23 protein-coding genes are annotated in these 22,829 nt (G+C 60.6%); 12 read left to right on the plus strand and 11 right to left on the minus strand.

Translation table 11 applies throughout. The features are described from left to right. From VJS46_RS13005 to VJS46_RS13015, 3 genes are all read right to left on the minus strand, one after another. The coding region (locus VJS46_RS13005) for a hypothetical protein (RefSeq protein WP_324060491.1) at positions 1-187 on the minus strand (187 nt) is incomplete at its 3' end. A 316-nt stretch (positions 188-503) separates the two neighbouring features. Continuing rightward, positions 504-1,505, minus strand: coding sequence for a 50S ribosomal protein L11 methyltransferase (locus tag VJS46_RS13010; RefSeq protein ID WP_324060492.1), 1,002 nt, complete (start codon positions 1,503-1,505; stop codon positions 504-506). A 40-nt stretch (positions 1,506-1,545) separates the two neighbouring features. Continuing rightward, entirely contained in the window at positions 1,546-2,883 is a 1,338-nt protein-coding gene (locus tag VJS46_RS13015; RefSeq protein WP_324060493.1) for a methyl-accepting chemotaxis protein, read from the minus strand. Between the two features lie 244 nt (positions 2,884-3,127). Between VJS46_RS13015 and sdhC the strand changes: the two genes are divergently transcribed. The 4 genes from sdhC (at position 3,128) to VJS46_RS13035 (ending at position 6,396) form a co-directional block, all read left to right on the plus strand. Further along, positions 3,128-3,523 carry a succinate dehydrogenase, cytochrome b556 subunit gene (gene sdhC, locus VJS46_RS13020; protein WP_324060585.1) on the plus strand — a complete coding sequence of 132 codons (396 nt, stop codon included), beginning with the start codon at positions 3,128-3,130 and terminating at the stop codon, positions 3,521-3,523. Next, on the plus strand, positions 3,523-3,912 hold the full coding sequence (gene sdhD, locus VJS46_RS13025) for a succinate dehydrogenase, hydrophobic membrane anchor protein (RefSeq protein WP_324060494.1): 390 nt from the start codon (positions 3,523-3,525) through the stop codon (positions 3,910-3,912). Before sdhC ends, sdhD begins: the two co-directional genes overlap by 1 nt. Continuing rightward, positions 3,912-5,714, plus strand: coding sequence for a succinate dehydrogenase flavoprotein subunit (gene sdhA, locus VJS46_RS13030; protein WP_324060495.1), 1,803 nt, complete (start codon positions 3,912-3,914; stop codon positions 5,712-5,714). The genes sdhD and sdhA overlap by 1 nt, the downstream gene beginning before the upstream one ends. 136 nt (positions 5,715-5,850) lie before the next feature. Then, positions 5,851-6,396 carry a superoxide dismutase family protein gene (locus tag VJS46_RS13035; RefSeq protein ID WP_324060496.1) on the plus strand — a complete coding sequence of 182 codons (546 nt, stop codon included), beginning with the start codon at positions 5,851-5,853 and terminating at the stop codon, positions 6,394-6,396. A gap of 106 nt (positions 6,397-6,502) precedes the next feature. On the opposite strand, the gene thpR is transcribed toward VJS46_RS13035, so the two are convergent. Then, positions 6,503-7,036 (minus strand): RNA 2',3'-cyclic phosphodiesterase, encoded by a 534-nt coding sequence (thpR, locus tag VJS46_RS13040; protein WP_324060497.1) that lies wholly within the window; start codon positions 7,034-7,036, stop codon positions 6,503-6,505. Between the two features lie 133 nt (positions 7,037-7,169). On the opposite strand from thpR, the gene VJS46_RS13045 reads away from it, so the two are divergent. Beyond that, positions 7,170-7,913: a Bax inhibitor-1/YccA family protein gene (locus VJS46_RS13045; RefSeq protein ID WP_324060498.1), complete on the plus strand. Its 744-nt coding sequence runs from the start codon at positions 7,170-7,172 to the stop codon at positions 7,911-7,913. A gap of 247 nt (positions 7,914-8,160) precedes the next feature. On the opposite strand, the gene VJS46_RS13050 is transcribed toward VJS46_RS13045, so the two are convergent. Then, positions 8,161-8,589 carry a GtrA family protein gene (locus VJS46_RS13050; RefSeq protein ID WP_324060499.1) on the minus strand — a complete coding sequence of 143 codons (429 nt, stop codon included), beginning with the start codon at positions 8,587-8,589 and terminating at the stop codon, positions 8,161-8,163. A 45-nt stretch (positions 8,590-8,634) separates the two neighbouring features. Between VJS46_RS13050 and VJS46_RS13055 the strand changes: the two genes are divergently transcribed. Beyond that, positions 8,635-10,470 (plus strand): hypothetical protein, encoded by a 1,836-nt coding sequence (locus tag VJS46_RS13055; RefSeq protein ID WP_414708019.1) that lies wholly within the window; start codon positions 8,635-8,637, stop codon positions 10,468-10,470. A 108-nt stretch (positions 10,471-10,578) separates the two neighbouring features. Here the strand turns inward: VJS46_RS13055 and VJS46_RS13060 are convergent, their stop codons facing one another. Beyond that, positions 10,579-11,010 carry a nucleoside deaminase gene (locus tag VJS46_RS13060; RefSeq protein WP_414708020.1) on the minus strand — a complete coding sequence of 144 codons (432 nt, stop codon included), beginning with the start codon at positions 11,008-11,010 and terminating at the stop codon, positions 10,579-10,581. 156 nt (positions 11,011-11,166) lie between these two features. Between VJS46_RS13060 and rpmB the strand changes: the two genes are divergently transcribed. Beyond that, complete coding sequence (rpmB, locus tag VJS46_RS13065; protein ID WP_324060502.1) at positions 11,167-11,454, plus strand: 50S ribosomal protein L28; 288 nt, start codon at positions 11,167-11,169, stop codon at positions 11,452-11,454. 107 nt (positions 11,455-11,561) lie between these two features. Here the strand turns inward: rpmB and VJS46_RS13070 are convergent, their stop codons facing one another. After that, a complete protein-coding gene (locus VJS46_RS13070; RefSeq protein WP_324060503.1) occupies positions 11,562-12,569 on the minus strand; it encodes an esterase-like activity of phytase family protein in 1,008 nt (335 codons plus the stop codon). 198 nt (positions 12,570-12,767) lie between these two features. Between VJS46_RS13070 and VJS46_RS13075 the strand changes: the two genes are divergently transcribed. Then, positions 12,768-13,172, plus strand: a complete 405-nt coding sequence (locus tag VJS46_RS13075) for a glycine zipper 2TM domain-containing protein (protein ID WP_324060504.1) — start codon at positions 12,768-12,770, stop codon at positions 13,170-13,172. Positions 13,173-13,247: 75 nt separating this feature from the next. Here the strand turns inward: VJS46_RS13075 and glpX are convergent, their stop codons facing one another. From glpX to VJS46_RS13090, 3 genes are all read right to left on the minus strand, one after another. After that, a complete protein-coding gene (gene glpX, locus VJS46_RS13080; RefSeq protein WP_324060505.1) occupies positions 13,248-14,216 on the minus strand; it encodes a class II fructose-bisphosphatase in 969 nt (322 codons plus the stop codon). 115 nt (positions 14,217-14,331) lie between these two features. Then, positions 14,332-15,276, minus strand: coding sequence for an EamA family transporter RarD (rarD, locus tag VJS46_RS13085; protein WP_324060506.1), 945 nt, complete (start codon positions 15,274-15,276; stop codon positions 14,332-14,334). 144 nt (positions 15,277-15,420) lie between these two features. After that, positions 15,421-15,642 carry a hypothetical protein gene (locus tag VJS46_RS13090; RefSeq protein WP_324060507.1) on the minus strand — a complete coding sequence of 74 codons (222 nt, stop codon included), beginning with the start codon at positions 15,640-15,642 and terminating at the stop codon, positions 15,421-15,423. 153 nt (positions 15,643-15,795) lie between these two features. Here VJS46_RS13090 and VJS46_RS13095 point away from each other — a divergent pair, with 153 nt between their 5' ends. The 4 genes from VJS46_RS13095 (at position 15,796) to VJS46_RS13110 (ending at position 20,986) form a co-directional block, all read left to right on the plus strand. Beyond that, a complete protein-coding gene (locus tag VJS46_RS13095) occupies positions 15,796-16,542 on the plus strand; it encodes a hypothetical protein (protein ID WP_324060508.1) in 747 nt (248 codons plus the stop codon). A gap of 234 nt (positions 16,543-16,776) precedes the next feature. Then, positions 16,777-18,672, plus strand: coding sequence for a TonB-dependent receptor plug domain-containing protein (locus tag VJS46_RS13100; RefSeq protein WP_324060509.1), 1,896 nt, complete (start codon positions 16,777-16,779; stop codon positions 18,670-18,672). Further along, entirely contained in the window at positions 18,672-19,226 is a 555-nt protein-coding gene (locus tag VJS46_RS13105) for a YfiR family protein (protein WP_324060510.1), read from the plus strand. The genes VJS46_RS13100 and VJS46_RS13105 overlap by 1 nt, the downstream gene beginning before the upstream one ends. Next, positions 19,223-20,986: an ATP-binding protein gene (locus VJS46_RS13110; RefSeq protein ID WP_324060511.1), complete on the plus strand. Its 1,764-nt coding sequence runs from the start codon at positions 19,223-19,225 to the stop codon at positions 20,984-20,986. The genes VJS46_RS13105 and VJS46_RS13110 overlap by 4 nt, the downstream gene beginning before the upstream one ends. On the opposite strand, the gene glmS is transcribed toward VJS46_RS13110, so the two are convergent. After that, on the minus strand, positions 20,969-22,792 hold the full coding sequence (gene glmS / locus VJS46_RS13115; protein ID WP_324060512.1) for a glutamine--fructose-6-phosphate transaminase (isomerizing): 1,824 nt from the start codon (positions 22,790-22,792) through the stop codon (positions 20,969-20,971). The two genes, VJS46_RS13110 and glmS, sit on opposite strands and share 18 nt — an antisense overlap. Between the last annotated feature and the right edge of the window lie 37 nt (positions 22,793-22,829).

A 22,829-nucleotide genomic window follows, 5' to 3' on the forward strand; every position in this document is an offset into this window, starting at 1 on the left:
GATACATGCCATCCGATGAGTAATAGCCGTCGGCAATGCCGTCGCCATCCCGGTCGGCAGCTACCGAACCTGCGATGGCGCCCGGACCGACTGGCGGGGCAGGAACGACTTCTTCTTCCTGATTGGTTGCGCAGGCGCCCAGGGTCAGCGTGCCTGCCATCAAAATCGCCAGATGCTTGTATTTCATATCTCTCTCCTGGAGATTGCGGCTGGGCTCCGGCAGCCCATGCTTCGCAGATGACCGAACGAAGTTGCGGCAGAATCGTTCCACTGGAGAAACAGCACCTGAAAAACGACGGTTGCCGGATTTCCGGACGTGAATTCGGGTAGGCAACAATATTGGTTTTCATCATGATTTTTAACGCTTTTTCCGGATAAGTGGGCGACCCCGGCCGGCCTCTCCTTATCGCCGGCTGAGCGCAGGCTGCCTCATTGTGTCAATTTGTGACAGCTTCTTCTTCGATGAAGTCTTCTGGAATTGCGGTAATTAAAGGTGAGGGCGTTCACCAACTCCCGAAGCCGGGCGCTTCGCCATTTTGGCCCTGGATCAGGCGCCGGGGCCGTTTCCAACCGATGACCGGCCGCTTGCGGAGGCGCAAGGTCGGCCATTGACCATTGTCGATGCGGTCGGCCAGGCGCACGCCCTGTTTGCGGTAGGCCGACAACACCGCTTCGGCCTGCGACTGGAGCAATCCGGCAAGGATCAGCGTGCTGCCTTCCGCCAATATTGCGGACAATGCGGGAGCAAGCTCTATGAGTGGGCCCGCCAATATATTGGCGATGACCAAATCATAGGGGGCCCGCCGATCAATGGTGGGATGGTCGGCTCCCGCCGCTGCTACCAGCGTAAGCCTTCCAGGAGTCCGGCCCAGCAGGACTGCATTGGCCGCCGCATTTTCAGCGGTGACGGCCACGGCAACAGGATCGATGTCCGAAGCGGTGGCATAGGCGCGCGGCCAGAGGTGCATGGCAGCGAAGGCGAGAATGCCGGTGCCGGTGCCGATATCGCAAATATTCTCATGCCGCTCGCCCAGCCGTTTCAGGCGGTCGAGCATCAGCAGGCATCCCTCTGTCGTCTCATGCTGGCCAGTGCCAAAGGCTTGGCCTGCCCGGATCAGAAAGGCCTTCTTGCCCGGAGGAAGCGGATCATCGGGCATGTTGTGGACGAAGAAGCGGCCGGCGGTCACTGGTTCCAGCCCCTGCTGGCTCAGCGTCACCCAATCCTCGTCCGGCAGCTTCTCAAGTGTTGGCTGAGCATTGGCTGCGCTCGGGGCCAATGCGCCGACCGCCTCAATGGCTTCTTTAGAGGGCCGGCCTTCAAAATAGGCCTCTAGAAGCCATTGTGCGGGTCGGCTTTCGTCGGGCTCGCTGGTCATCAGAACGGGCGGAGGGTCAAGCTGGATCAACGGCTCCATGTCGAGCGTCAGCGCCTCGGCCTCTTCCCTCGTGCAGGGGAGGGTGAGCTTCCAGCTTTCGGTTGTCCTTGGACCGGGCGTATTCGTCATGCCGCCCGATTAGCCGAGCGGCACGCGAAGTCAAATTCGATCAGGCAACGCGCCTGCTGAACTCGGCCGATGCCTCACGCAGGCTTGCAAGCTTGCCTTCCACGCTCTTGAAGCCACGTTCCAGCTCGTCGATCTCGGATGCCACGACGTCCGTGTCCTGGCGAATTGCCGAGATGGTGGCGGACATTGAGTCCGCGGCGAGGGCCGTTTCATCCACGGCTGCGGTGATCATGGTCACGGTCTGCGCCTGAGCATCCATCGCCTTGCGGATCTTGTTGGCCGACGTCTGCACTTCGTCGACCGTTTCGCGAATGCGCTCATTGGTATCGACGGAAAGCGCCGTGGCAGACTGGATCGTGCTGATCTTGGCCGCTATGTCGTCGGTCGCGCGGGCGGTCTGGTTGGCGAGGCTCTTCACTTCCTGCGCAACGACCGCAAAGCCGCGGCCGGCATCACCCGCCCGTGCCGCTTCAATGGTGGCGTTGAGGGCCAGCAAATTGGTCTGCCCCGCAATGTCGCGGATAAGGCCAAGGATGGATTCGATCGACTGGGCGTGCTCCGACAGGGTAGCCGACATGGCCACGGCTTCGCCGGCCTGGCTGGAGGCGCGGGCGGCCACTTCAGCCGCGCTTTCGACTTCCGTCCGGGCATCTTCGATGGCGCGAATAAGACCCGCCGAAGTCTGCGCCGCTTCCCGCATGGCAAGCGCCGACTGTTCGGCGGCGGCCGCTACTTCCGACGCCTTGCCCAGCATGCCCCGCGTGGCGGCAGAGGCATCCTTGGCCTGCTCGCGAAGGCCTTCGCCCAGACTGGACGCGCCATCGATTTCGCCCATGATCTTTTGCTGGAAGAGGGCGCTGTTATGTTGCCGTTCCTGCTGTTCCTGCTCCGCCCGGTCGTCGGCCAGCGCCGAGCACATGATTTCCGATTCGACCACGGCTATGCGCATCAGGGCGGCGCTTAGCCGGCATAGTTTTGCGGCATCGTCAGGGATATGGTCGCGCAACTGGGTCAAGGTGACTTCATGCGCGACAGAGAGGCTTGAGAGTACCACGCGCAGCGAAATGCCGCGGGCTTGCGACTCACGGGCGTAGCTCCTGGCCATTTCCGCCCAACCCTCGCTTCCGAAGTCGGTATATTTTTTGCGGATATAGGCATTGCCCCGCTGGATCGCGGCTTCGATGTCGTTCGCGCCAGCAGTATATTTGAGGCCCGAACGTTCCAGAAAATGCTGCCAAAAGGTCCCGTTGGAACGAAGTGTTCCATTTTCCTCGAGCAGGGCGAACATCTCGTTCGCCTGCTGGCGAAGGCCGCCGTCAGGATCGAAGTCCTTCATACGTTCCTGCATTGAAACGTCGGATTTCACCCTCGTCGTCATCGTGTGGCTGCCCTTTGAAATGTTGGCCCGCTAGTCCGCCAACGCGAACTTTTCTTTCCGGCTATACGGCCTGGATGGTTAACTAACCCTTTCCCGGCGAGCCATTTTCTTCCCGCTGTTCAATGGGAAACAGCGTAAATTTCAGGGGAGCGGGCTTCCTGAAGGTCGGGCTGACGCAGCCATTTGCATGTTTGCGACTTTGCGCTAAACGGGCGCGGATTCGAGATTAAACAGGGGTAACATGATGGCGCGACCGCACAGCCGCCCGCTTTCGCCGCATTTGAGCATCTGGAAATGGGGACCGCACATGCTGGTGTCCATTCTTCACCGGGTTACCGGCGACGGCATGGCGATTGTGGGTGCCCTGGGGCTGGTTTGGTGGCTGATTGCCGCGGCTTCGGGGAAAGAAGCTTATGACCAGTTCGTTACCTGCGCGACTTCCATCCCCGGCTATATCGTGATGATTGGCCTTACCTGGGCCTTTTTTCAGCATCTTCTTTCCGGCCTTCGCCACTTCGTTCTCGACACGGGAGCCGGATATGAACTCAAGACCAACAAGAGCTGGGCTGTTGCGATCCCCGTTGCAGCGGTGATCGCCACGGCACTGGTCTGGCTTTACATCTTCTCAGGGAGCATCTGATGGGCACTGGCACCAGGCTCGGCCGCGTTCGCGGCCTCGGTTCAGCGCGTGCGGGTTCGCATCACTGGATCAATCAGCGGATCACCGCTGTCGGCAACCTCATTCTGGTCATCTGGCTGGTCGTCAGCGCCTTGCGTCTGCCGGGGCTGGACTATGAAACGGTTTCGGCCTGGCTGGCTCAGCCGCTGGTCGCCGTGCCGATGATTCTGATGCTGGTCAGCATCTTCTATCATCTGCGTCTGGGGCTGCAGGTGATGATCGAGGACTATGTGCATGATGACGCGCTGAAGTTCGGCGCCATCCTTCTTCTTAACTTCTACGCCATCGGCGGCGCCGCGCTCGGCATCTTCGCCGTTGCGAAAATTGCATTTTCCGGGGGCGCAGCCTGATGTTGGAAGCCTATAAGATCATCGACCACACCTATGATGCCGTCGTGGTGGGCGCGGGTGGCTCCGGCTTGCGCGCGACCATGGGCATTGCCGAAAGCGGCCTCAAGACCGCTTGCATCACCAAGGTGTTCCCGACCCGCAGCCATACGGTTGCAGCGCAGGGCGGCATTGCCGCTTCGCTTGGCAATATGGGCCCGGATCACTGGACCTGGCACATGTACGACACCGTGAAGGGGTCGGACTGGCTGGGCGACCAGGATGCCATCGAATATATGGTCCGCGAAGCTCCGGCTGCCGTGATCGAGCTTGAACATGCGGGCGTGCCTTTCAGCCGTACCGAGGAAGGCAAGATCTACCAGCGTCCCTTTGGCGGCCACATGCAGAATATGGGAGCGGGCCCGCCCGTGCAGCGCACTTGCGCGGCCGCCGACCGTACCGGCCATGCCATGCTTCACGCGCTCTATCAGCAGAGCCTGAAATATGACGCTGACTTCTACATCGAATATTTCGCGCTCGACCTCATCATGGAAAATGGGGTCTGCCGCGGCGTGATCGCGCTGTGCATGGAAGACGGCTCTATCCACCGCTTCCGCAGCCATGCAGTCGTGCTGGCCACCGGCGGCGGCGGGCGTGTGTATCAGTCGGCGACCTCGGCACATACCTGCACGGGCGACGGCAATGGCATGGCGCTGCGCGCCGGCCTGCCGCTGCAGGACATGGAGTTCGTTCAGTTCCACCCGACCGGCATTTATGGCGCTGGCGTGCTCATTACCGAAGGCGCACGCGGCGAGGGCGGATATCTGACCAATTCGCAAGGCGAGCGGTTCATGGAGCGCTATGCTCCCTCCGCCAAGGATCTCGCCAGCCGCGACGTGGTTGCGCGTTCGATGGCGATGGAAATCCGCGAAGGCCGCGGCGTCGGCAAGGAGCAGGACCATATCTTCCTGCACCTCGACCATATCGATCCTGCCATTCTCGCCGAGCGCCTGCCCGGTATCACGGAGACGGGCAAGATTTTCGCGGGCGTCGATCTGACGCGCCAGCCGCTGCCGGTGGTGCCGACCGTCCATTACAATATGGGCGGTATTCCGACCAATTATCATGGCGAAGTGGTTCATCTGAAGGACGGCAACCCGGATGCAGTGGTTCCCGGCCTGTTCGCGGTCGGTGAAGCGGCGTGCGTTTCGGTGCATGGCGCCAACCGCCTCGGTTCCAACAGCCTTATCGACCTTGTCGTGTTCGGCCGTGCCACGGGCCTGCGCCTCAAGGAGACGCTGAAGCCCAATACCCCGCACAATCCGCTGCCCAAGGACGCGGCCGATCTGGCGCTCACACGCCTCGATCATTTCCGCAATGCGAAGGGCGGTACGCCGACGGCGCGGATTCGCGCCGACATGCAGAAGACGATGCAACGGCACTGCGCCGTCTTCCGCGACAGCGCCCTTCTCACCGAAGGCGTCCAGAAGATGGCCGAGGTCTACAAGAGCTTTCAGGATGTGGGCGTCACTGACCGTTCGCTCATCTGGAACACTGATCTGGTCGAGACGCTTGAGCTCGACAATCTCATCGGTCAGGCGCTGGTGACGATCAAGGGCGCCGAGAATCGCAAGGAAAGCCGTGGTGCGCACATGCATGAGGACTTCCCCGACCGCGACGATCCCAACTGGATGAAGCACACCATCACGACCTTCGAGGGATGGGGTGGCAAGAGTGGCGCGGTGGCGATCGATTATCGCCCGGTGCACGACTACACCCTGACCGACCAGGTCGAGTATATCGAGCCCAAGAAGCGCGTTTACTGATCAATGGAATGGGGCGCGCCTCATGCGCGCCCCATTCCGGCGCTCTCTTTTTCTTTATCTTCAGGTAGACAGGGCAACATTGTTGCACCATCAGCGTTGGGCGGAGATCGTTTCGCTAACAGGATGGAGCCAAAAGATGCTCAGATGCTCATTGCCGCTTTTGGTCAGCCCCTTTCTGCTGACCGCCTGTGCCACCGCCTCCGAGGAGGCCGGACCAGCGGCTCCCGCCGTCCAAAGTGCCAAGGCGGTATTATTAGCTCCTGATGGTTCCCCTCGCGGGCAAGCCACCGCAGTGGCTGCGGGCGACGGCATCAGGCTGACAATCGAGGGCGAAGCTTTGCCGCCCGGCTCACATGGGGCGCATGTTCATATGACCGGTGCCTGCGTGGCCCCGGACTTCGCCAGCGCTGGTGGGCACTGGAATCCGACGGGGCGTCAGCATGGCAAGAACAACCCGCAAGGGATGCATATGGGCGACCTTCCCAATCTGCTGATCGGCACCGACGGCCGCGGAACGCTTGAGATTACAGTGCCGGGCGCGACCCTGACCGGCGGATCCAATCCGCTGCTCGATGCTGACGGGTCCGCGATGGTCATTCATGCGGGACCTGACGATATGGTCACGGATCCCTCCGGCAACAGCGGGGGCCGTATTGCATGCGGCGTGTTCCAGGCCAGTTGACGCCCCTCGCGCCGTACGCCAAATCGGTATCGCTCCTCCCCGTTCGGGCTGAGCTTGTCGAATCCCATTCCTTTCTTCCGGGAAATGGAGAGCTGTTGCTGTAGGCTCAGCGCAGGTCGTAGCGCTCGACCAGATGATAGACAGCGCCTTCGCGGCCAAGTTCGCTTTCAAACAGGCCGAACTGATCAACCGTGAAGGGCGCGCTGGTAAGTCCTGCATGAAGGGAAAGGAAATTGTCCGCTGGCCCTGTCGAACGGTTGAACCGCGCCAGGGTGATATGCGGCAGATAGGCTCGCTGGTCAGGCGGCACGCCGACTGCCTGGCAGGCCCGGTCGACCTTTTTGTGAAGCGCCTTTAGCTCGTCCTGCGGCGACACGCCTGCCCATAAGGCATCGATGCGCCCCCGCCGGTCGAAAACGCCCACTGAATTCAGCGAGATCGCAAATGGCGTACCGCCGATCCCTCCCAAGGCCGCTGCGATATCTTGCGCTCCGTGGCGGTCGACTTCGCCGATGAAGCGCAATGTCAGATGGATCTGCGCATCATTCTGCCATCGCGCGCCTTCGATCCCGCCCATGATGGAAAGCAGCTTCTCCCGGATCGGGGCCGGGGGCCGAATGGCAACGAATAGACGGTGCATTAAGGAAATTTAACCCAATTAACGTCACAAATCGACGAACAACATTCCGGTTTTCCTTGAAACCGTCCGATAATCCAACGATATTATGCCCAAGCCGGCGATAGGGCCGGATATTTTGTGGAGATGAGTTACGATGGCTAATTGGTCTGATCCCCGGACGACAGCAGCCGGTTTCGGCGCAACGGCCGCGACCCGGGCCGCCGAATTCGATGCGGGGCTGCGGTCCTACATGCTTTCGGTCTATAATTACATGGCAAGCGGTGTGCTGCTCACCGGCGTTGTCGCGCTGCTGTTTTCCAGCGGTGGCGTCAATTCACCGGCGGCGCAGGTGTTCATGCAGCCCGGAATTTTGAAATATGTCATCATGTTCTCGCCGCTGGCGTTCGTGATGGTGCTCAGCTTTGGTATCAACCGGCTGTCCACCGCGGCTGCGCAGGCGATCTTCTGGGCCTTTGCTGTGATGATGGGTCTTAGCCTGTCGACGATCTTCCTGGTCTATACCGGAACCTCGATTGCGCAGACCTTCTTCGCGACGGCTGCAGCCTTCGCGGGGCTCAGCCTTTTTGGCTATACGACCAAGAAGGACCTGTCGGGTCTCGGCACGTTCCTGATCATGGGCGTTGTCGGCCTACTCGTGGCAATGATCATCAACATCTTCGTGCAGTCGACGGCACTCCAACTCGCGATCAGCGCGATCGGTGTGCTGCTCTTCGCGGGCCTCACCGCCTATGACACGCAGAAGATCAAGAGCCTCTATGCCTATGTTGCCGGCACGGACATGATGGGGAAGACGGTGATCATGGGGGCGCTGAACCTCTATCTCGACTTCATCAACATGTTCACCTTCCTGCTGCAGTTCATGGGCAACCGCGAATAAGCTGACTTGAAGCAAACATCAGGGCCTGGCGCTGAAAGGCGCCGGGCCTTTTTGTTTGGGTGATCTCTCTCGTTCCAGAGGAGAGGGAAAAACAAACTGGAAATGCCGGCACAAAAAATGCTGTCCTACATCCGGTCGCTCGGGCTAAGCTGGCTCCGGCTCTTTCCATCGTGAATCTCGCGGCTGAAATTTCCGTCAAAATCAACGGTCATCAGTGTCAACTTTGTTAAGTTGGCTTTCTGGAATTTCAGCGAAACACCCATTGCCGGTTGAGCGCAAACACGGCGAAGGGCGTGACGAACAGCATGAAGGGCACTGGCACCCATGTCGGCAGATTGAGCCACAGGACGAAAATCTGCACCCAGAGCGCGTTGAGGCCAAGGCTCACCAGCGATACCAGGACAAAGCGGACGCCGCGTGCAGCCTTCTTGCCCCCCGTGCCATGCCCGCGAAAGGTAAAGGCGCTGTGCAGGACATAGCCAAGTGCCACCGCAAAGAGATAGGCAATGCCGTTCGCGATCTGGGGATGAAGCCTCACCGGCGTCGCCAGCAGCCAATAGACAAGCGCCTGGAGCGCAGTGACGGCCAGTCCGGTTGCGACATAGCGCCCCATTTGCGCCAACAGCGCCCGCATTTCCGGCTCCATCGCCGCAATCTGGTTGAGTTTCTTCATCATATTTCCCGTTGCGCTTATTGTCCGGGCCTTTAATGCCCGGTTCGCATGTTGGAAAGCGGTGCGCGGAACAGATATGGGGGGCGAGTGGGCGCCGTTTGGCTTGGCCACCGGCTTGCCGCCTGGGCTCATGTGCATTGGAAGGCTTTGACCGTCATTGCATGGGTCTGCCTTTGCGGCTGGTTCATCGTTGAACGTTGGAACGCCATATATTGGCTCGCCCTTAACGACACCGACGACAATATCCGCTTCCTTCAGGTGAAGGACTGGCTGGCCGGACAGGGCTGGTACGACCTGCGCCAGCACCGTCTCGATCCACCCCATGGCGCCAATATCCATTGGTCGCGCATTGTCGATCTGCCGCTTGCGGGTCTCATGCTGTTTTTCAGGATGTTCATTGACCATGGGCAAGCGGATCGGCTGGCGGCCGGGCTTGCGCCGATATTGCCGCTGCTGCTGACCATGCTGGCGCTGGGCTTCATCATGCGGCGTCTGATAGGCGGAAATAGCTGGATCATCGCCATCTTCGCGCCCCTGTCTGCCGGGATGGCGCTGTCCATGTATATGCCGATGCGGGTGGACCATCATGGCTGGCAACTCGCCATGACACTGGTGGCGCTGGCGGGCTTGGCCGATCACCGGCAGGTCCGGGGCGGCCTTGTGGCGGGTCTTGCGAGCGCTGTGTCCATAGCGATCGGCATGGAGATGTTCGTCTATCTGGTGGCGACGGGCCTCGTCATTGCACTGCGCTGGGTGGCGGATGGCGGGCAGGTGAAGCGGATGCAGGTCTATGCCGTGGCGCTTGCCGGAGGCGTCACCATGGGCTTCCTGCTTTTTGCCAGCTATGACAATCGCGCGCCGGTTTGCGATGCGCTCTCGCCGGTTTGGCTTTCGGTCCTGGGCATGGCGGGCGCCGGCATGGTCCTGCTCTCTCTGCTTCCGCTGCGGAGTTGGCCTGTCCGCCTTGCTGCCGGGGCTGCGCTTGCGGCGGTCCTGGGGGCGGGGGCGTGGTTGCTATGGCCGCAATGCCTGACTGGCGCTTATCAGATTTCGCCGGAGCTTAACCGGCTGTGGCTGGACAATATCCGGGAGGCAAAACCGATCTACCGGCAATCGGCGGATGTAGTGAAGCCGCTGCTCGCGCTGCCCGTGCCGGGGATGCTGGTTTCGGTCATCGCCTGCTTCATTTACCGGAGGGAACCGGGGCGCTTCTGGCCCTGGCTGGCAGTGGCGCTGCTTTCTTCTCTTTCCCTTGCATTGCTCTTCTGGCAAATCCGGGTCGGCCCCGCGGCGCAATTGCTGGCAATTCCAGGGGCAGCGGCGCTGGGCTATCTGGCGCTGACAACCCTCTTCTTCACGAAGAAGATGATAGCGCGACTGGCGGCGCTGGCCGGTATCCTCCTGCTGGTGGGGGTTTTCGGAGCCTATGAGCTAAGCCCCTATCTGGAGCCTGCCAAGCCGCAGAAGTCGGCGGTGAAGCGCAAATCGGTGCGCAGTGCCAGCGCAAGATGCCGGACGCTTCCGGCGCTCACGCCTTTGAACCGCCTGCCCGCAGCAACAATCTTCACGATGGTGGACTTGGGACCGCGCCTGCTGGCGGCGACGCATCATCGCGCGATTGCCGGTCCCTATCATCGCAATGCCGAAGCCATTCTCGACATTCACCATGCCTTTGACGGGAGCGCCGACCGCTTTCGTGCGATCGCAAGGAAGCATGGCGCCACTTACCTGCTCATCTGCCCCAATTTCCCTGAAGGCACGGTCTATCAGGCCCGGAGCCCCAAAGGCTTCTATGCGCAGATGGCGAAAGGGAAGGGGCCTGCCTGGCTTGAGCCGGTAAATCTGGGGGAAGGGCTGCCCTATAAATTATACCGGATCAGATGAGGTAAGTGCTTCAGGCAGGTGGTTCCTTCCCTCTGTTCCGTCGTCCTGACTGCGCGGGGACGACGGAATAAAGAAAATTCCACATCGCAGCGAGGGAGCGCGCAGCCGTCAATCCCGCCGCTCTGCGAAGAAAAGCCGGAGCATGTCGCCCGCTTCGCTTTCTCCGATGCCGCCATAGACTTCCGGCCGGTGCAGGCACTGGGGCTGAGTGAAGAGGCGGCCGCCATGTTCCACCGCGCCGCCCTTTGGGTCGCTGGCGCCATAATAGAGACGGGCGATCCGGGCGTGAGAGGCGGCGCCGGCGCACATGGCGCACGGTTCAAGGGTCACCCAGAGATCGCAGCCGGTCAGGCGGAAATCCCCTAATGCCCGCGCTGCTTGCCTGATGGCGACGATTTCGGCATGGGCAGTCGGATCATTGTCCCGGCGGTTGCGGTTCTCTCCCTCGCCCAGGATCACGCCGTCCCGGCTTACGACGGCGCCAATGGGGACCTCGCCCGCCGCCGCCGCCGCCTTGGCAAGGTCGAGCGCTCGGCGCATGGGAAGGGGAAGGGGGAAGGACGACATGGCGGCGCTTATAGCGATGTGCCCTTGCCGGAATAAAGGAAAAGCTTAAAAGCGCGGTTGACGATTCGCCCGATGTTCGTTATCGGCGCGGTCTTTCCGGATAAACCCGAAGAACAAGGCTTTAAGATTATGTCGCGTATTTGCGAGCTGACCGGCAAGACCCGTCAGGTGGGTCACAATGTATCCCACGCCAACAACAAGACCAAGCGCGTGTTCCTGCCCAACCTGCAGGACGTGACGCTGATCTCCGAGGCGCTGGAGAAAAGCGTGACGCTGCGCGTGTCGACGCATGGCCTGCGTTCGGTGGAGCATGTGGGCGGTCTCGACAACTGGCTGGTCAAGACCCGCGACGACAAGCTGTCGCTGCGTGCGCGCCGCTTGAAGCGGGAAATCGTGAAGAAGCAGAAGGCGGCCTGACGCCGCTGCACGGCTTTTGTGCATGAAGAGGGCGGCTCCAATCGGGGCCGCTTTTTCTTTGTCCTGTGCAGGGACGACGGAAGGGGGCAGGCCAAAATTGATGGCTATCAGTTGCCACTGAGCGATGCCGCCATATGCTCATGCTTCAGCGCAAATTTAAGCAATAGCGTTCGCTGGAAAAATTGGTGGTTGTCGTCGGACGCGATCCACACAATGTCTCGCTCCCGTTCGCGGGATATGGCCAGTGCTTCAAAATTGTCCGCCAGCAGCGGGGGACGAAGCGAGGCGATCTCTGACGCCTGAAGCACGCTGCCGGGCCTGAGATCGCGGATGTCGACCAGCGCCAGCTTGGCCGTGAAGCCATCGAAGATGGTGGCCCTGCGGTTGAGGGTGAGCAGCTTGTCCTGTCCGATCCACACGGCATCAGTGATCCGATAGCCTTGGGGCGCATGATAGCCCAGATGAACTGGCCGGGCGCCGGGCTCTACCGGATCGCCGGTGAACAACAGGACTTCCGTGCTTCCCCTGGACCCATAGGCGCTTTCGGCGAATATCAGGAAGCGGCCATCGGGCAGCCGTACAGCAGCTTCCGCGCCGCCGGTGCCTGGCCAATCCTCCATCGCCTTTGGCTCGCTGCAGGCTTCGACGCGGGCGAAAGCGGGAGAATAGCGGCAGATGCGCTGGATGAGCTCGAAGGTAACCCAATAGCGGCCACTGGCGGGGTCGTGCATCAGACCTTCGGAATCCCACTTCCATTTCGGCCAATGGCTTTCCTCCGGCCGGACGGGAAGGGGGGCTATGAATTCCTTTCCGCCAGCATCTCCAGGAAGCGGCAGACCGAAAAGGTCCCCGCTGTCATTAAGTGCAATGATGCGGCCGTCGGGCCTTAGAACCATAGCGGAAATACCGCCGAAGGAGCGATGATCGCTCTTCAGTTCCCAACCCGCGAGATATTCCAGCCGGCCTGCGGTCCTTTGGGTGGGATCAGAGGCGTTCAGGGGAACGGGTTTGGCTTTGATCAGCAAGGCCCCCGGCATTGTCCTCGCCTCCTTGGCGGACTGCGGCGCGGGCAGCAGCAGCAGGGCAACGAGCAGAATAAGGAACGGGCGGAACATCACCCCTCCCTAACGCGCCTGTGAGGCCCCTGTCATGGTTAAACTGAGCGGCCAATGTGAACGGCGGATAACTTAGGCGTTCAGTGTGGGCTCAAATCGAATCGCGCATAACGGGAGCATGTCGAAGGAAGCTGGTCTGGAAAGCAAGGCTTCGAGGTTCGGCTTTGAAGCATTTGCCATTCTGGATGAAGGAGCCGGATGATGAAGAAATTTCTACTCTCGCTGAGCGCCGCCGCTGCTGTCATGAGCGCCGCTGCGGTAGTGCCAACCGCGCCAGCCATGGCGAGCCATGGTTATGATCGCGGCGATTATTACCGCGATTATGATCGGGGCTATTATCGTGATTATGATCGCCGTTATTCCAGAGGCGACTATTACAGGGGCGACCGTTATTATCGGGGCCGCGATTATGACCGCCGCTACTACAGCCGTAAAAATCGGGGCCGCTGTGACAGCGGTACGGGCGGCACGATCATCGGCGCCATTGCGGGCGGTCTGCTAGGCAATGAAATCGTCGGGCGCCGTGGTGACCGTACTGCCGGAACCATCATCGGTGCTGGCGTAGGTGCTCTGGCCGGCCGGGCCATCGACCGGAATTGCTAAACGTCACTTCGAGTGAAGCCATGACGAAGGGCCACCCAGCCAGCTTGGCCGGGTGGCCCTTCCTTGTTCAACCCATCAATTCCGGTGTTCGCCCTTTACCCAGCGCACAGTGCCGGAACTGGCCCGCATGACCACGCTTTCGGTCGTCATCTTGCCGCCCCGCAGACGTTTCACGCCTTGCAGCAGGGAGCCGTCGGTAACGCCTGTCGCGGCGAAGATGCAGTCGCCCTTGGCGAGATCGTTGAGGTCATAGACCCGGTCGAGGTCGGTGATGCCCCATTTGCGGGCGCGAGCGCGCTCGTCATCGTTGCGGAACAGCAGGCGGCCCTTGAACTGTCCGCCGACGCAGCGCAGTGCCGCCGCCGCCAGAACGCCTTCGGGCGCCCCGCCTGAACCCATATAGATGTCTATGGTGGTGTCGGGATCGGTAGTGGCGATCACGCCCGCTACGTCGCCATCCGGGATCAGCATGATGCCGCAGCCAATTTCCCGCAATTCTGCGATAAGTTTCTCGTGGCGCGGCCGGTCGAGTACGCAGACAATGATGTCGGCGGGTTCGACGCCCTTTTCGCGGGCGACCGCCTCCACATTCTCCCTCACGGACTTGTTGAGGTCGATCAGGCCGGGGGAATAGCCGGGGCCGATCGCCAGCTTGTCCATATAGACGTCAGGCGCGTTGAGAAGGCAGCCTTCCTCGGCAATGGCCAGAACAGCAAGCGCGTTCGGGCCCGCTTTGGCAGTGATTGTCGTCCCTTCCAGGGGGTCGAGTGCGATGTCGATCTTGGGGCCCGTGCCGGCTGCATTGCCGACCTTCTCTCCGATATAGAGCATCGGTGCCTCATCCCGCTCGCCTTCGCCGATCACGACGGTGCCATCTATGGCCAGGTCGTTGAACGCTTTGCGCATGGCCTCCACAGCGGCAGCGTCAGCGGCCTTCTCATCCCCCCGTCCAATCAGCTTGGATGCGGCAATGGCGGCTGCTTCCGTGACGCGCACCATCTCCAGAACAAGAACGCGATCGAGTACGTGGCTGGCGCTTACCATTTCATTTTAGTCCTCATTTTGTCTGCACACCCGACTCCGATAGGCGAGCGATGTTGCGTTGTCGAGAATGCGCGCTGCGATCAGGCGGGCTTTTGAAGGCTCTCATCCTTTTGCGTTACTCAATAGCTGGAATGGATGGATGGGCGGAGCGGGCCTGACGCAGGCTGTCGACGGTATAGAGGACGAGGCCAGCCCAGATGAGCACGAAGCTCCATAGCTGGCCACTGTTCAGCGTCTCCCCAAAAACGAATATGCCGAGCAGGAACTGCAGCGTCGGAGCAATAAATTGAACAAGCCCCAACGTCGAATAGGCCATCCGCTTGGTAGCAACCGCAAAAAGCAGCAAGGGAACGGAAGTCACGACACCGCTCAGGGCCAGAAGACCTGTGGTCGTCACATCCGTTCCCAGGGCCAGGGACCCCGAAGCGGCAAGCCATGTCATATAGGCCAATGCAGGCGGTGTCAGGATGAGCGTTTCCGCAGCGAGGCCCTGAAGAGCCGTAGCGGCCGTCATCTTCCTGACCAGGCCATAGAAGCCGAAAGAAAAAGCGAGCGCCAGACTGATCCAGAGCGTGTCCAGGGCCGAACCTGCCATGATGGCCACGCCAATCGCCGTCAGTCCCACAGCGATCCATTGAAAGCGGCCAAGCCGTTCCTTCAATATCACGAAGCCGAGCAGAATATTGACAAGCGGATTGAGAAAATAGCCAAGGCTCGCCGCAACGACATGTTCATTGTTCACGGCCCAGACGTAGGTGAGCCAATTTATGGCGATCAGCGTTGAAGTGCCCGTCAAGGCAAGCAGTGTTTTCCCGTTACCGAGCATGCGGGTGAAATTGCCGAATGTTCCCCGCAAGCTCAGGATGAGCAGCAGCAGGATGAGGGACCACAGGATACGGTTCGCGATGACCTCGAATGGGCCGACATGGCCGACGGCGCGGAAATAGAGGGGAAGGAATCCCCATATCAAATAGCAGCCAATGGCAGCCGTAATGCCGCCACGGACGAGGTTGGCCTTTCCTGCGGTTTCGACGTTCTGGACAGCGGCGGAGGTGGACATCGTAAATCCTAAAGAGTTCACGGAAGTAGATGAAAGGCAGAAGAAATCTGCTGCCGATTTAGCCGCGTGCAGGACGGCTACGGTCTTCAATGGCTATCGAAGCGCAGGGGTTCAAGTGGCGAGGAACGCCCGCTCCCGCAAGCGTCAGATGATGCCCCCGCCTATGAACAGCCGGATTATGCCGATGCCGGCAACGATGAGGCAGAAATTGCGGCCGGTATTCCTGTCGGAGAAGGAGCCGATCGCCGCACCCAGAAGGGCGATGGGAACGATCAGCCAGTTCGCCCATCCAAGGAACGGAATGACCGTAGGAATCATCAGGATCAGGGCGACGATGCCAATAAGGGAAGCCAGCACGCTCAGCATGGCGGAATTAATGCGCCGACGGCCGGGCATCGGCAAGTGGATTTCGCGCGGCAAAGTCAGGTTTTTGGGGGCGGAAAGCCTTGCATATTGATTCCTAACCGAAATTTAACCTAGATGCGGCATGCCTGCGATCCATGTAAGGAGCATGCCGGCATGATGGCCAACAAATTCTTCCTTCTGACTATCGCGCTACCCTTGGCGCTTGCCGCATGCGGTCGAGATGAGGATGCTGAGCGCAATCTCGCATCGCTTGATGAAAGTCTCACCAATGTTTCCGATCCGGCCCTTAGGGGCGCCTTGGAGGATCAGATCATCGTTGATCCTGAACTCGCGAGCCGCGCCAATGGCGATGCCGTCCGTCCCGCCGACCGGCCGGTCAGCGGCGCGCTCCCTCCCGAGATTGTGGCCACTCAATATGAAGCACCTGTGGGCGGAAAACTGTTCCGGGCACCCAAGGCCGTCGAAGCCCCGTCCTGTCCTGGCTGTGAGGCCCAGGCGCCGGTGACATTGGGCGCTCTCGCGCGGCAGCAGGGCCAGCGCTCCACAGGGGCGAGCGGTTGCGCGGCCAATCTTCAATATGGCACGGGATGGGCGAACAGGCTTCCTGCCGCCCTCCCGCTATATCCCAAGGCCAGGCTGATGGAAGCCGCGGGCGCCGAGGACCGCAACTGCAGTTTGCGCGCCGTCAGTTTCATTGCAAGCCAGCCCATGCAGAATGTGATCGATTTCTATTACACCAAGGCGCTCCGCGCGGGTTTCGACGCCGAGCACCAGCTCCTTGACGGCCAGCATGTGCTTGGCGGGGTGCGGGCCAAGGACGATGGAGCCTATTTCATCACCTTCGCCAAGCATCCTGGGGGCGGCACGGCGGTGGACATTGTGGCCAATAACGGCCGCTAGGGTGCCTCGGTCAGGTTCATCCGGGTTGTCTCGATCTCCATTTCGCGCCGGGAGCGGCACTTAGAACGGCCAAGGATAGATTCACCAGCAAGATTTACTGGTGATCGGGCCATGCCTTTGGCTAAAACGCTCTCAAATGTTCAGGTTCGGACCGAATATTTGTCCCCTTGACGCATCCTCTTGCAATAGCCCATTATGAATATGTGGGGCATTGGTGCAGGGGCTGATGCCAGAATGATAAAAAAGCCGCAGGGATTGTTCCTGGCTGCAAATATAGGGGCGCTGATTTTCAGCAATGTGCTGGTTACCCCGGCAGTTGCTGAGGAGCCTTTTGATCTTCAGCACATGTCTATCGAGGAACTCGCGCAGGTCGAGGTTACCTCGGTTTCGAAATTCGCTCAGCCGCTGAGCGACGCGCCGGCCGCGGTCTACGTCATCAGCGATGAAGACATTCGCCGTTCTGCCGCCACATCACTGCCGGAAGTCCTGCGGCTAGCTCCGAATCTGCTGGTCCAGCGCATCGATGCGCGCCAATATTCGATCAGCGCCAGGGGCTTCAGCGGCTTTGAGACATCCAACAAGCTGCTCGGCCTGATAGACGGGCGGACGATCTATTCTCCCCTGCATGCGGGTATTTTCTGGGACCTGCGCGAGCCGCTGCTGGAAGACATCGAGCGGGTGGAGGTCATCAGCGGGCCGGGTGGAACACTCTGGGGACCTAATGCTGTCAATGGCGTCATCAACATCACCAGCAAAAGCGCCATGGACACACAAGGCGGTCTCATCCGGGGGACTGCAGGAGCGCGTGAACGGACGGTGGGCGTGCGTTATGGAGCCGCGCTTGGTGGAAGCGGGGCGTTCCGCGTCTATGCCAATGGTTTCGAGCGCGACGGACTTCCCGGCGGTTCTGCGCCGGATGTGCCCGACGGGGGCAAGGGCATCCGGGTGGGCTTCCGCGCGGACTGGAGTGGGGAGGCGAGCGACTTCACGCTGCAGGGCGATTATTTCTATAATGACCTTGACAACGATCTGATCGGAAAAGGCCGTGATACGGGCCATAATATTCTCGCCCGGTGGACCCGGAGGACCGGAGAGAATTCCACTTTTCAGGTGCAAGCCTATTATGACAAGACCGATCGCCGGGCCTTTGGCGTTGAAGATCATCTCGACACGATCGATCTTTCGGCCCAGCATAATATCGCCCTTGGATATCATCAGATTGTTTGGGGCGCGGGCCTTCGGACGACCCATGATCTCTTTATCAACAGGCTGAACGCCTTCGTCCTCGATCCGTCCAGCAAGCGGCTGTGGGTCGGCAATCTGTTCGCGCAGGACAGTTGGGCGTTGGGCCAAGGGCTCACATTGATCGCGGGCATCAAGCTGGAACGAACCTCCTTTACCGGGTTTGAGGTGCTGCCCAATGTCCGCATCGCCTGGAAGCCGGCAGAAAAAGCGCTGTTCTGGGCTGCTGTTTCAAGGGGGCTGCGAACCCCTTCCAGAATCGACCGCGACCTTATTCATCCTATTTTTTTGGAAAATGGGAGCTTTGAATCGGAGGGACTGACGACGTTCGAAATGGGCTATCGAGGCCAGCCATGGCCGGGAGGCAGCCTTTCCATTTCGCTCTTCTACAATCTCTATGACCGCCTTAGAACGACGGAGCTTCACCCTGTCACTCTGTTGCCGCTGAGGCTGGACAATGGCCTTAAGGGCCAGACTTATGGAATCGAAGCATGGGGTGGCCAGCAAATCCTGCCTTGGTGGCGTGTTAGCGTGGGCATCGCCACGCTGCACAAGGATTTTCACCTAAAGCCTGGGCATGCCGATCTGGAGAACGGCATATCGCTCGGCAACGATCCTGATTTCCATGCAAGCTTCCGGTCACAGATGAACCTTGGCGAGCGCATGGAGTTCGACTTTCTGCTCCGGGGCGTGGATAGCCTGCCTGAGCCGCAATTGGCGGGCTATGTGGACGCGGATGCCAGGATCGCCCTTAATCTCGATGACGGTCTTGAGCTTTTTGTGGTAGGTTCCAACCTGTTTCACAAGCTGCGAGATCAGAGTGGCGACACGGACAGGGGGCAAATGGTGGCGCGCACCGTTTCCGCGGGCGCAAGGTTCAGTTTCTGATGGTCTCGTCCCTTCTTCAAAGCTGCATCGCGATGGCACTGGCTGTGGCTGCAGCCCATCCGGCGGCAGAGGCACGGCAGGGCCCCCTTGATACAGATGTCAAAGCGGCGTTCCTGCCCAAATTCGCGGCCTATGTGAGCTGGCCGCCCGGCACGTTCGCGGCGGCGGACGATCCCATAAAAATTTGCGTCATCGGCCGCAGCAGCTTCGGAGCAAGCCTTGACGAGGCGGCGGCGCGCGAACGGATCGACCAGCATCCGGTGCAGGTGCGAAAATTGGTTGGCACGTCGGAAGCAGCGGGTTGCCACATCGCCTTCATTGGCGGGTCGCCTAAGGAAAGCCCCGCCGCCATGCTGGCCGCATTGCAGGGACGGCCGGTTCTGACCGTCACCGACGACCGCATTGGCGCGGACAGGGGCATTGTGCATTTCGTCCTGAAGGACGGCCGGGTCCGCTTTCACATCGACGATGCACTGGCCGGGGAAAATCGGCTGGACATAAGCGCCCGGCTCCTCAGCTTGGCGCTTAGTGTGAAGCAGAGGGGGCGCGCATGAAGCAAGCGGCGTTCACGGCGCGGGGTAGGGATTTTTCCATTGCCATTCCTCTCGCCGTGCTGCTGTTGCTGCTGGCCGGATTGTGGATCATCTATCAGAATGAACAAGCCTATCGCGAGGAGCAGGAACGCTCTGCGCATGTGCAGGCAGATATTCTGGCAGCGAGCGTAACTGCCGCCCTGGATTTCAACGACAGGATGGCGGCGCAGGAATCGGCCCAAGCCCTGGGTGTTAATCAACAGGTGCAAATGGCTGGCATTTATGATGCCCAGGGCCGGTTGTTCGCCGGTTACCATCGCGGCCAAACGGCATTGCCCGGCAGAGTATCGGAAATTGCGACGCCCGAGGCACAGGTCGGGGTCATCATCCCCGTGGCGCGGGGCGGACAGCAGATCGGGACGATCTACCTCTCGACGGCGATAGATCCTCTCTCGCGCCGGCTCACCCGCTATGCCATAGTGGCGCTTCTGGTGCTGATGACTTCACTGGTGCTGGGAGTTCTCGGCTATGGGCAGTTCGCGCTGCGCCGCGCCAACCGGGTGCTGGAGGAGCAGGCTCTGTCCCTCGCAGAAACGAATAGTCAATTGGAATTCGAGATCGAGGAGCGAAGCCGCACCGAAGAGCAACTTCGGCAGGCGCAGAAGATGCAGGCGCTTGGCCAATTGACCGGCGGCATCGCGCATGACTTCAACAACCTGTTGACGGTGATTCAGGGGTCGGCCGACATATTGCGCCGGCCCGAGATCCAAGAGGAAAAGCGCATGCGTTTCGCCAACGCGATTGCCGATGCCTCCGCACGGGCGGCCCTTCTTACCGGCCAGTTGCTGGCATTTGCCCGCCGCCAGCCGCTGCGGCCCGAAGCGGTCGATCTCAACCAGCGCATCCGCACGATGATGAACATGCTGGAAACGACGCTTGGCGCGGGGATAGCGCTTGAACCTCGTCTCGCGGACGACCTGAAGCCGGTCGAGGTCGATCCAGGCCAACTTGAGGTGGCTTTGCTCAACATCATCGTCAATGCCCGTGACGCGATGCCCGACGGCGGAACCATCACCATAAGTACCGCCAATGTGGACGAAGCTGCTCCGGATGTAGAAGGCAGGGCCGTTGCCGTCATCGTCAAGGACAGTGGCCGGGGCATTGATCCGGAATTGCGGGAGCGCGTTTTCGAGCCCTTCTTCACCACTAAGACTGTAGGCAAGGGTACCGGGCTGGGCCTTAGCCAAGTTTACGGCTTTACCGCTCAATCCGGGGGCGCTGTGAGCATCGACAGCGAACCCGGCAAAGGCACTGCGGTTACCCTGCTGTTTCCAGCGAGCAGCCGCACTCCGTTGGCGGAGGCTGATCCTGGCGCCGCTGCAGACGCGGGGCTAAGCACTGGCCGCATCCTGCTGGTGGAGGACAATGAGGAGGTCGGCAATTTCGCCGAAACGCTGTTGGGGGAACTCGGCTACACGGTTGTGCGTGCCCGGGATGGAAATGAAGCCATGGAGCGCACCGAGCGCGATGGCCGGTTCGATCTGGTCTTCACCGATGTGGTGATGCCCGGAATGACCGGTCTGGAACTGGCGAGCAAGTTGAAACAGCGCCATCCGCGCCTGCCCGTTGTACTGACTACCGGCTATAGCGACCGGATCGCGTCAACGGGGGCCGAGGATTATCCCTTGATCTGCAAGCCTTACCGCCTGGAAACCCTGGCGGCTACTCTTGAAAAGGCCCTGCCAAGCCGCGCAGGGGTAGGGTCACTCCACGGTCACTGATTTGGCGAGGTTACGCGGTTGGTCGACGTCAGTGCCCTTCGCTACGGCGACATGATAGGCGAGGAGCTGGACGGGGACGGCATAGACCAGCGGCGCAATGAGCGGGTGGACCGCTGGCATTTCGATCGTGGCCATGCAGCCTTCGCCCGCCAGCGCCTGGCCTTTGGCATCCGATATGAGAACCACTTTACCGCCCCTGGCCTGAACCTCGTGCATGTTGGAAGCCGTCTTTTCAAAAAGCGGACCTGAAGGAGCGATCACGATCACCGGCACGGCATCGTCGATGAGGGCGATGGGGCCGTGCTTCATCTCGCCTGCGGCATAGCCTTCGGCATGGATGTAGCTGATCTCCTTCAGCTTCAAAGCGCCTTCAAGAGCCATGGGATAGTCAGGTCCACGGCCAAGATAGAGCACGTCACGGGCAGGCGCGATGAGATGGGCCATCGCCTCGATGTCGGCATCATGGCCCAGCGCCTGGTTCATAGCTGCTGGAGCCTCGGTCAGGTGCTTGACGATCTCTGCCTCTTCCTCCGCCGACATGCGGCCGTTGGCGCGGGCGAGGTTGGCCGCCAGAGCGGCAAGCACCGCGAGCTGGCAGGTGAATGCCTTGGTCGATGCGACGCCGATTTCCGGTCCGGCATGGGTGGGAAGAAGCAGGTCCGCCTCCCGCGCCATGGAACTGGTGGGGACGTTCACCACCACGGCAATGATCTGCTTTTCCTTGCGGGCGTGGCGGAGCGCGGCGAGCGTGTCGGCGGTCTCGCCCGACTGGGAGATGAACAGCGCAAGGCCGCCAGGCTCGAGCACAGGATCCCGGTAGCGGAACTCGCTCGCAACATCGATATCGACAGGAATGCGCGCGAATTTCTCGAACCAATATTTGGCGACAAGCCCCGCATAATAGCTGGTGCCACAGGCAACGATGGTGACCCGCTTGATACCGCCAAGATCAAAGTCCATGTCGGGCAGGGCGACGCGGTTTTCCAGGGGACGGAGATAGCTTTGCAGGGTCTGGGCGACGACCACGGGCTGTTCGAAAATCTCCTTCTGCATGAAGTGCCGGTGATTACCCTTGTCGATCATCGCGCCTGAGACGCCGGAGCTGGTGACTGGGCGCTCCACAGGCTGGTTGTCGCGGTCGAAGATTTCCACAGCCCTGCGGCTCAGCACTGCCCAATCGCCTTCCTCCAGATAGGCAATCTTTTGCGTGAGCGGGGCGAGCGCCAGCGCGTCCGAACCCAGGTAATTTTCGCCGTCGCCATAGCCCACCACCAGGGGCGCACCAAGGCGTGCGCCGATCAGCAGGTCAGGATGCTGGCGGAACATGATGGCCAGCGCGAAGGCGCCGTGCAGCCGGGGCAGGACGGTCGCGACGGCCTGACGAGGATCGGCGCCGCGCTCGATTTCGCGGGCGAGGAGATGACCGACGACCTCCGTGTCGGTCTGGCTGGCGAAGGTCCGGCCTTCTGCAAGGAGTTCGTCGCGTAGAGGCTTGAAATTCTCGATGATGCCATTGTGGACCAGGGAGACGTCGCCGACGACATGAGGATGGGCATTATCCTCTGTGGGCGCCCCATGCGTCGCCCAGCGGGTATGGGCGATGCCGCTGCTTCCGGGCAGCGGTTCCTGGACCAGCCGGGCCGCGAGATTGTTGAGCTTCCCTTCGGCGCGGCGGCGGTCGAGCAGGCCGTCATGGACAGTGCAGATGCCAGCGGAATCATAGCCGCGATATTCAAGGCGGCGGAGGCCGTCGACCAGCCGGTCCGCTACATTGTCCTTACCCAATATACCGATGATGCCGCACATTTTTTGCTTGTCCTTGTGGATAGGTCATTGGTCGTTC

The organism is Rhizorhapis sp. (assembly GCF_035276005.1).
In the GTDB taxonomy this organism is placed as follows: domain Bacteria; phylum Pseudomonadota; class Alphaproteobacteria; order Sphingomonadales; family Sphingomonadaceae; genus Rhizorhapis.

What these genes read in the sequence shown, in the direction of transcription:
- VJS46_RS13010 (WP_324060492.1), bottom strand. Translation starts at nt 1,505, where the DNA reads ATGACGAATACGCCCGGTCCAAGGACAACCGAAAGCTGGAAGCTCACC.
- VJS46_RS13100 (WP_324060509.1), top strand. Translation starts at nt 16,777, where the DNA reads ATGATAAAAAAGCCGCAGGGATTGTTCCTGGCTGCAAATATAGGGGCG.
- VJS46_RS13095 (WP_324060508.1), top strand. Translation starts at nt 15,796, where the DNA reads ATGATGGCCAACAAATTCTTCCTTCTGACTATCGCGCTACCCTTGGCG.
- VJS46_RS13105 (WP_324060510.1), top strand. Translation starts at nt 18,672, where the DNA reads ATGGTCTCGTCCCTTCTTCAAAGCTGCATCGCGATGGCACTGGCTGTG.
- VJS46_RS13015 (WP_324060493.1), bottom strand. Translation starts at nt 2,883, where the DNA reads ATGACGACGAGGGTGAAATCCGACGTTTCAATGCAGGAACGTATGAAG.
- rarD (WP_324060506.1), bottom strand. Translation starts at nt 15,276, where the DNA reads ATGTCCACCTCCGCCGCTGTCCAGAACGTCGAAACCGCAGGAAAGGCC.
- rpmB (WP_324060502.1), top strand. Translation starts at nt 11,167, where the DNA reads ATGTCGCGTATTTGCGAGCTGACCGGCAAGACCCGTCAGGTGGGTCAC.
- VJS46_RS13045 (WP_324060498.1), top strand. Translation starts at nt 7,170, where the DNA reads ATGGCTAATTGGTCTGATCCCCGGACGACAGCAGCCGGTTTCGGCGCA.
- thpR (WP_324060497.1), bottom strand. Translation starts at nt 7,036, where the DNA reads ATGCACCGTCTATTCGTTGCCATTCGGCCCCCGGCCCCGATCCGGGAG.
- VJS46_RS13035 (WP_324060496.1), top strand. Translation starts at nt 5,851, where the DNA reads ATGCTCAGATGCTCATTGCCGCTTTTGGTCAGCCCCTTTCTGCTGACC.
- glpX (WP_324060505.1), bottom strand. Translation starts at nt 14,216, where the DNA reads ATGGTAAGCGCCAGCCACGTACTCGATCGCGTTCTTGTTCTGGAGATG.
- sdhD (WP_324060494.1), top strand. Translation starts at nt 3,523, where the DNA reads ATGGGCACTGGCACCAGGCTCGGCCGCGTTCGCGGCCTCGGTTCAGCG.
- glmS (WP_324060512.1), bottom strand. Translation starts at nt 22,792, where the DNA reads ATGTGCGGCATCATCGGTATATTGGGTAAGGACAATGTAGCGGACCGG.
- VJS46_RS13110 (WP_324060511.1), top strand. Translation starts at nt 19,223, where the DNA reads ATGAAGCAAGCGGCGTTCACGGCGCGGGGTAGGGATTTTTCCATTGCC.
- VJS46_RS13070 (WP_324060503.1), bottom strand. Translation starts at nt 12,569, where the DNA reads ATGTTCCGCCCGTTCCTTATTCTGCTCGTTGCCCTGCTGCTGCTGCCC.
- sdhA (WP_324060495.1), top strand. Translation starts at nt 3,912, where the DNA reads ATGTTGGAAGCCTATAAGATCATCGACCACACCTATGATGCCGTCGTG.
- sdhC (WP_324060585.1), top strand. Translation starts at nt 3,128, where the DNA reads ATGGCGCGACCGCACAGCCGCCCGCTTTCGCCGCATTTGAGCATCTGG.
- VJS46_RS13090 (WP_324060507.1), bottom strand. Translation starts at nt 15,642, where the DNA reads ATGCTGAGCGTGCTGGCTTCCCTTATTGGCATCGTCGCCCTGATCCTG.
- VJS46_RS13050 (WP_324060499.1), bottom strand. Translation starts at nt 8,589, where the DNA reads ATGATGAAGAAACTCAACCAGATTGCGGCGATGGAGCCGGAAATGCGG.
- VJS46_RS13055 (WP_414708019.1), top strand. Translation starts at nt 8,635, where the DNA reads ATGTTGGAAAGCGGTGCGCGGAACAGATATGGGGGGCGAGTGGGCGCC.
- VJS46_RS13075 (WP_324060504.1), top strand. Translation starts at nt 12,768, where the DNA reads ATGATGAAGAAATTTCTACTCTCGCTGAGCGCCGCCGCTGCTGTCATG.
- VJS46_RS13060 (WP_414708020.1), bottom strand. Translation starts at nt 11,010, where the DNA reads ATGCGCCGAGCGCTCGACCTTGCCAAGGCGGCGGCGGCGGCGGGCGAG.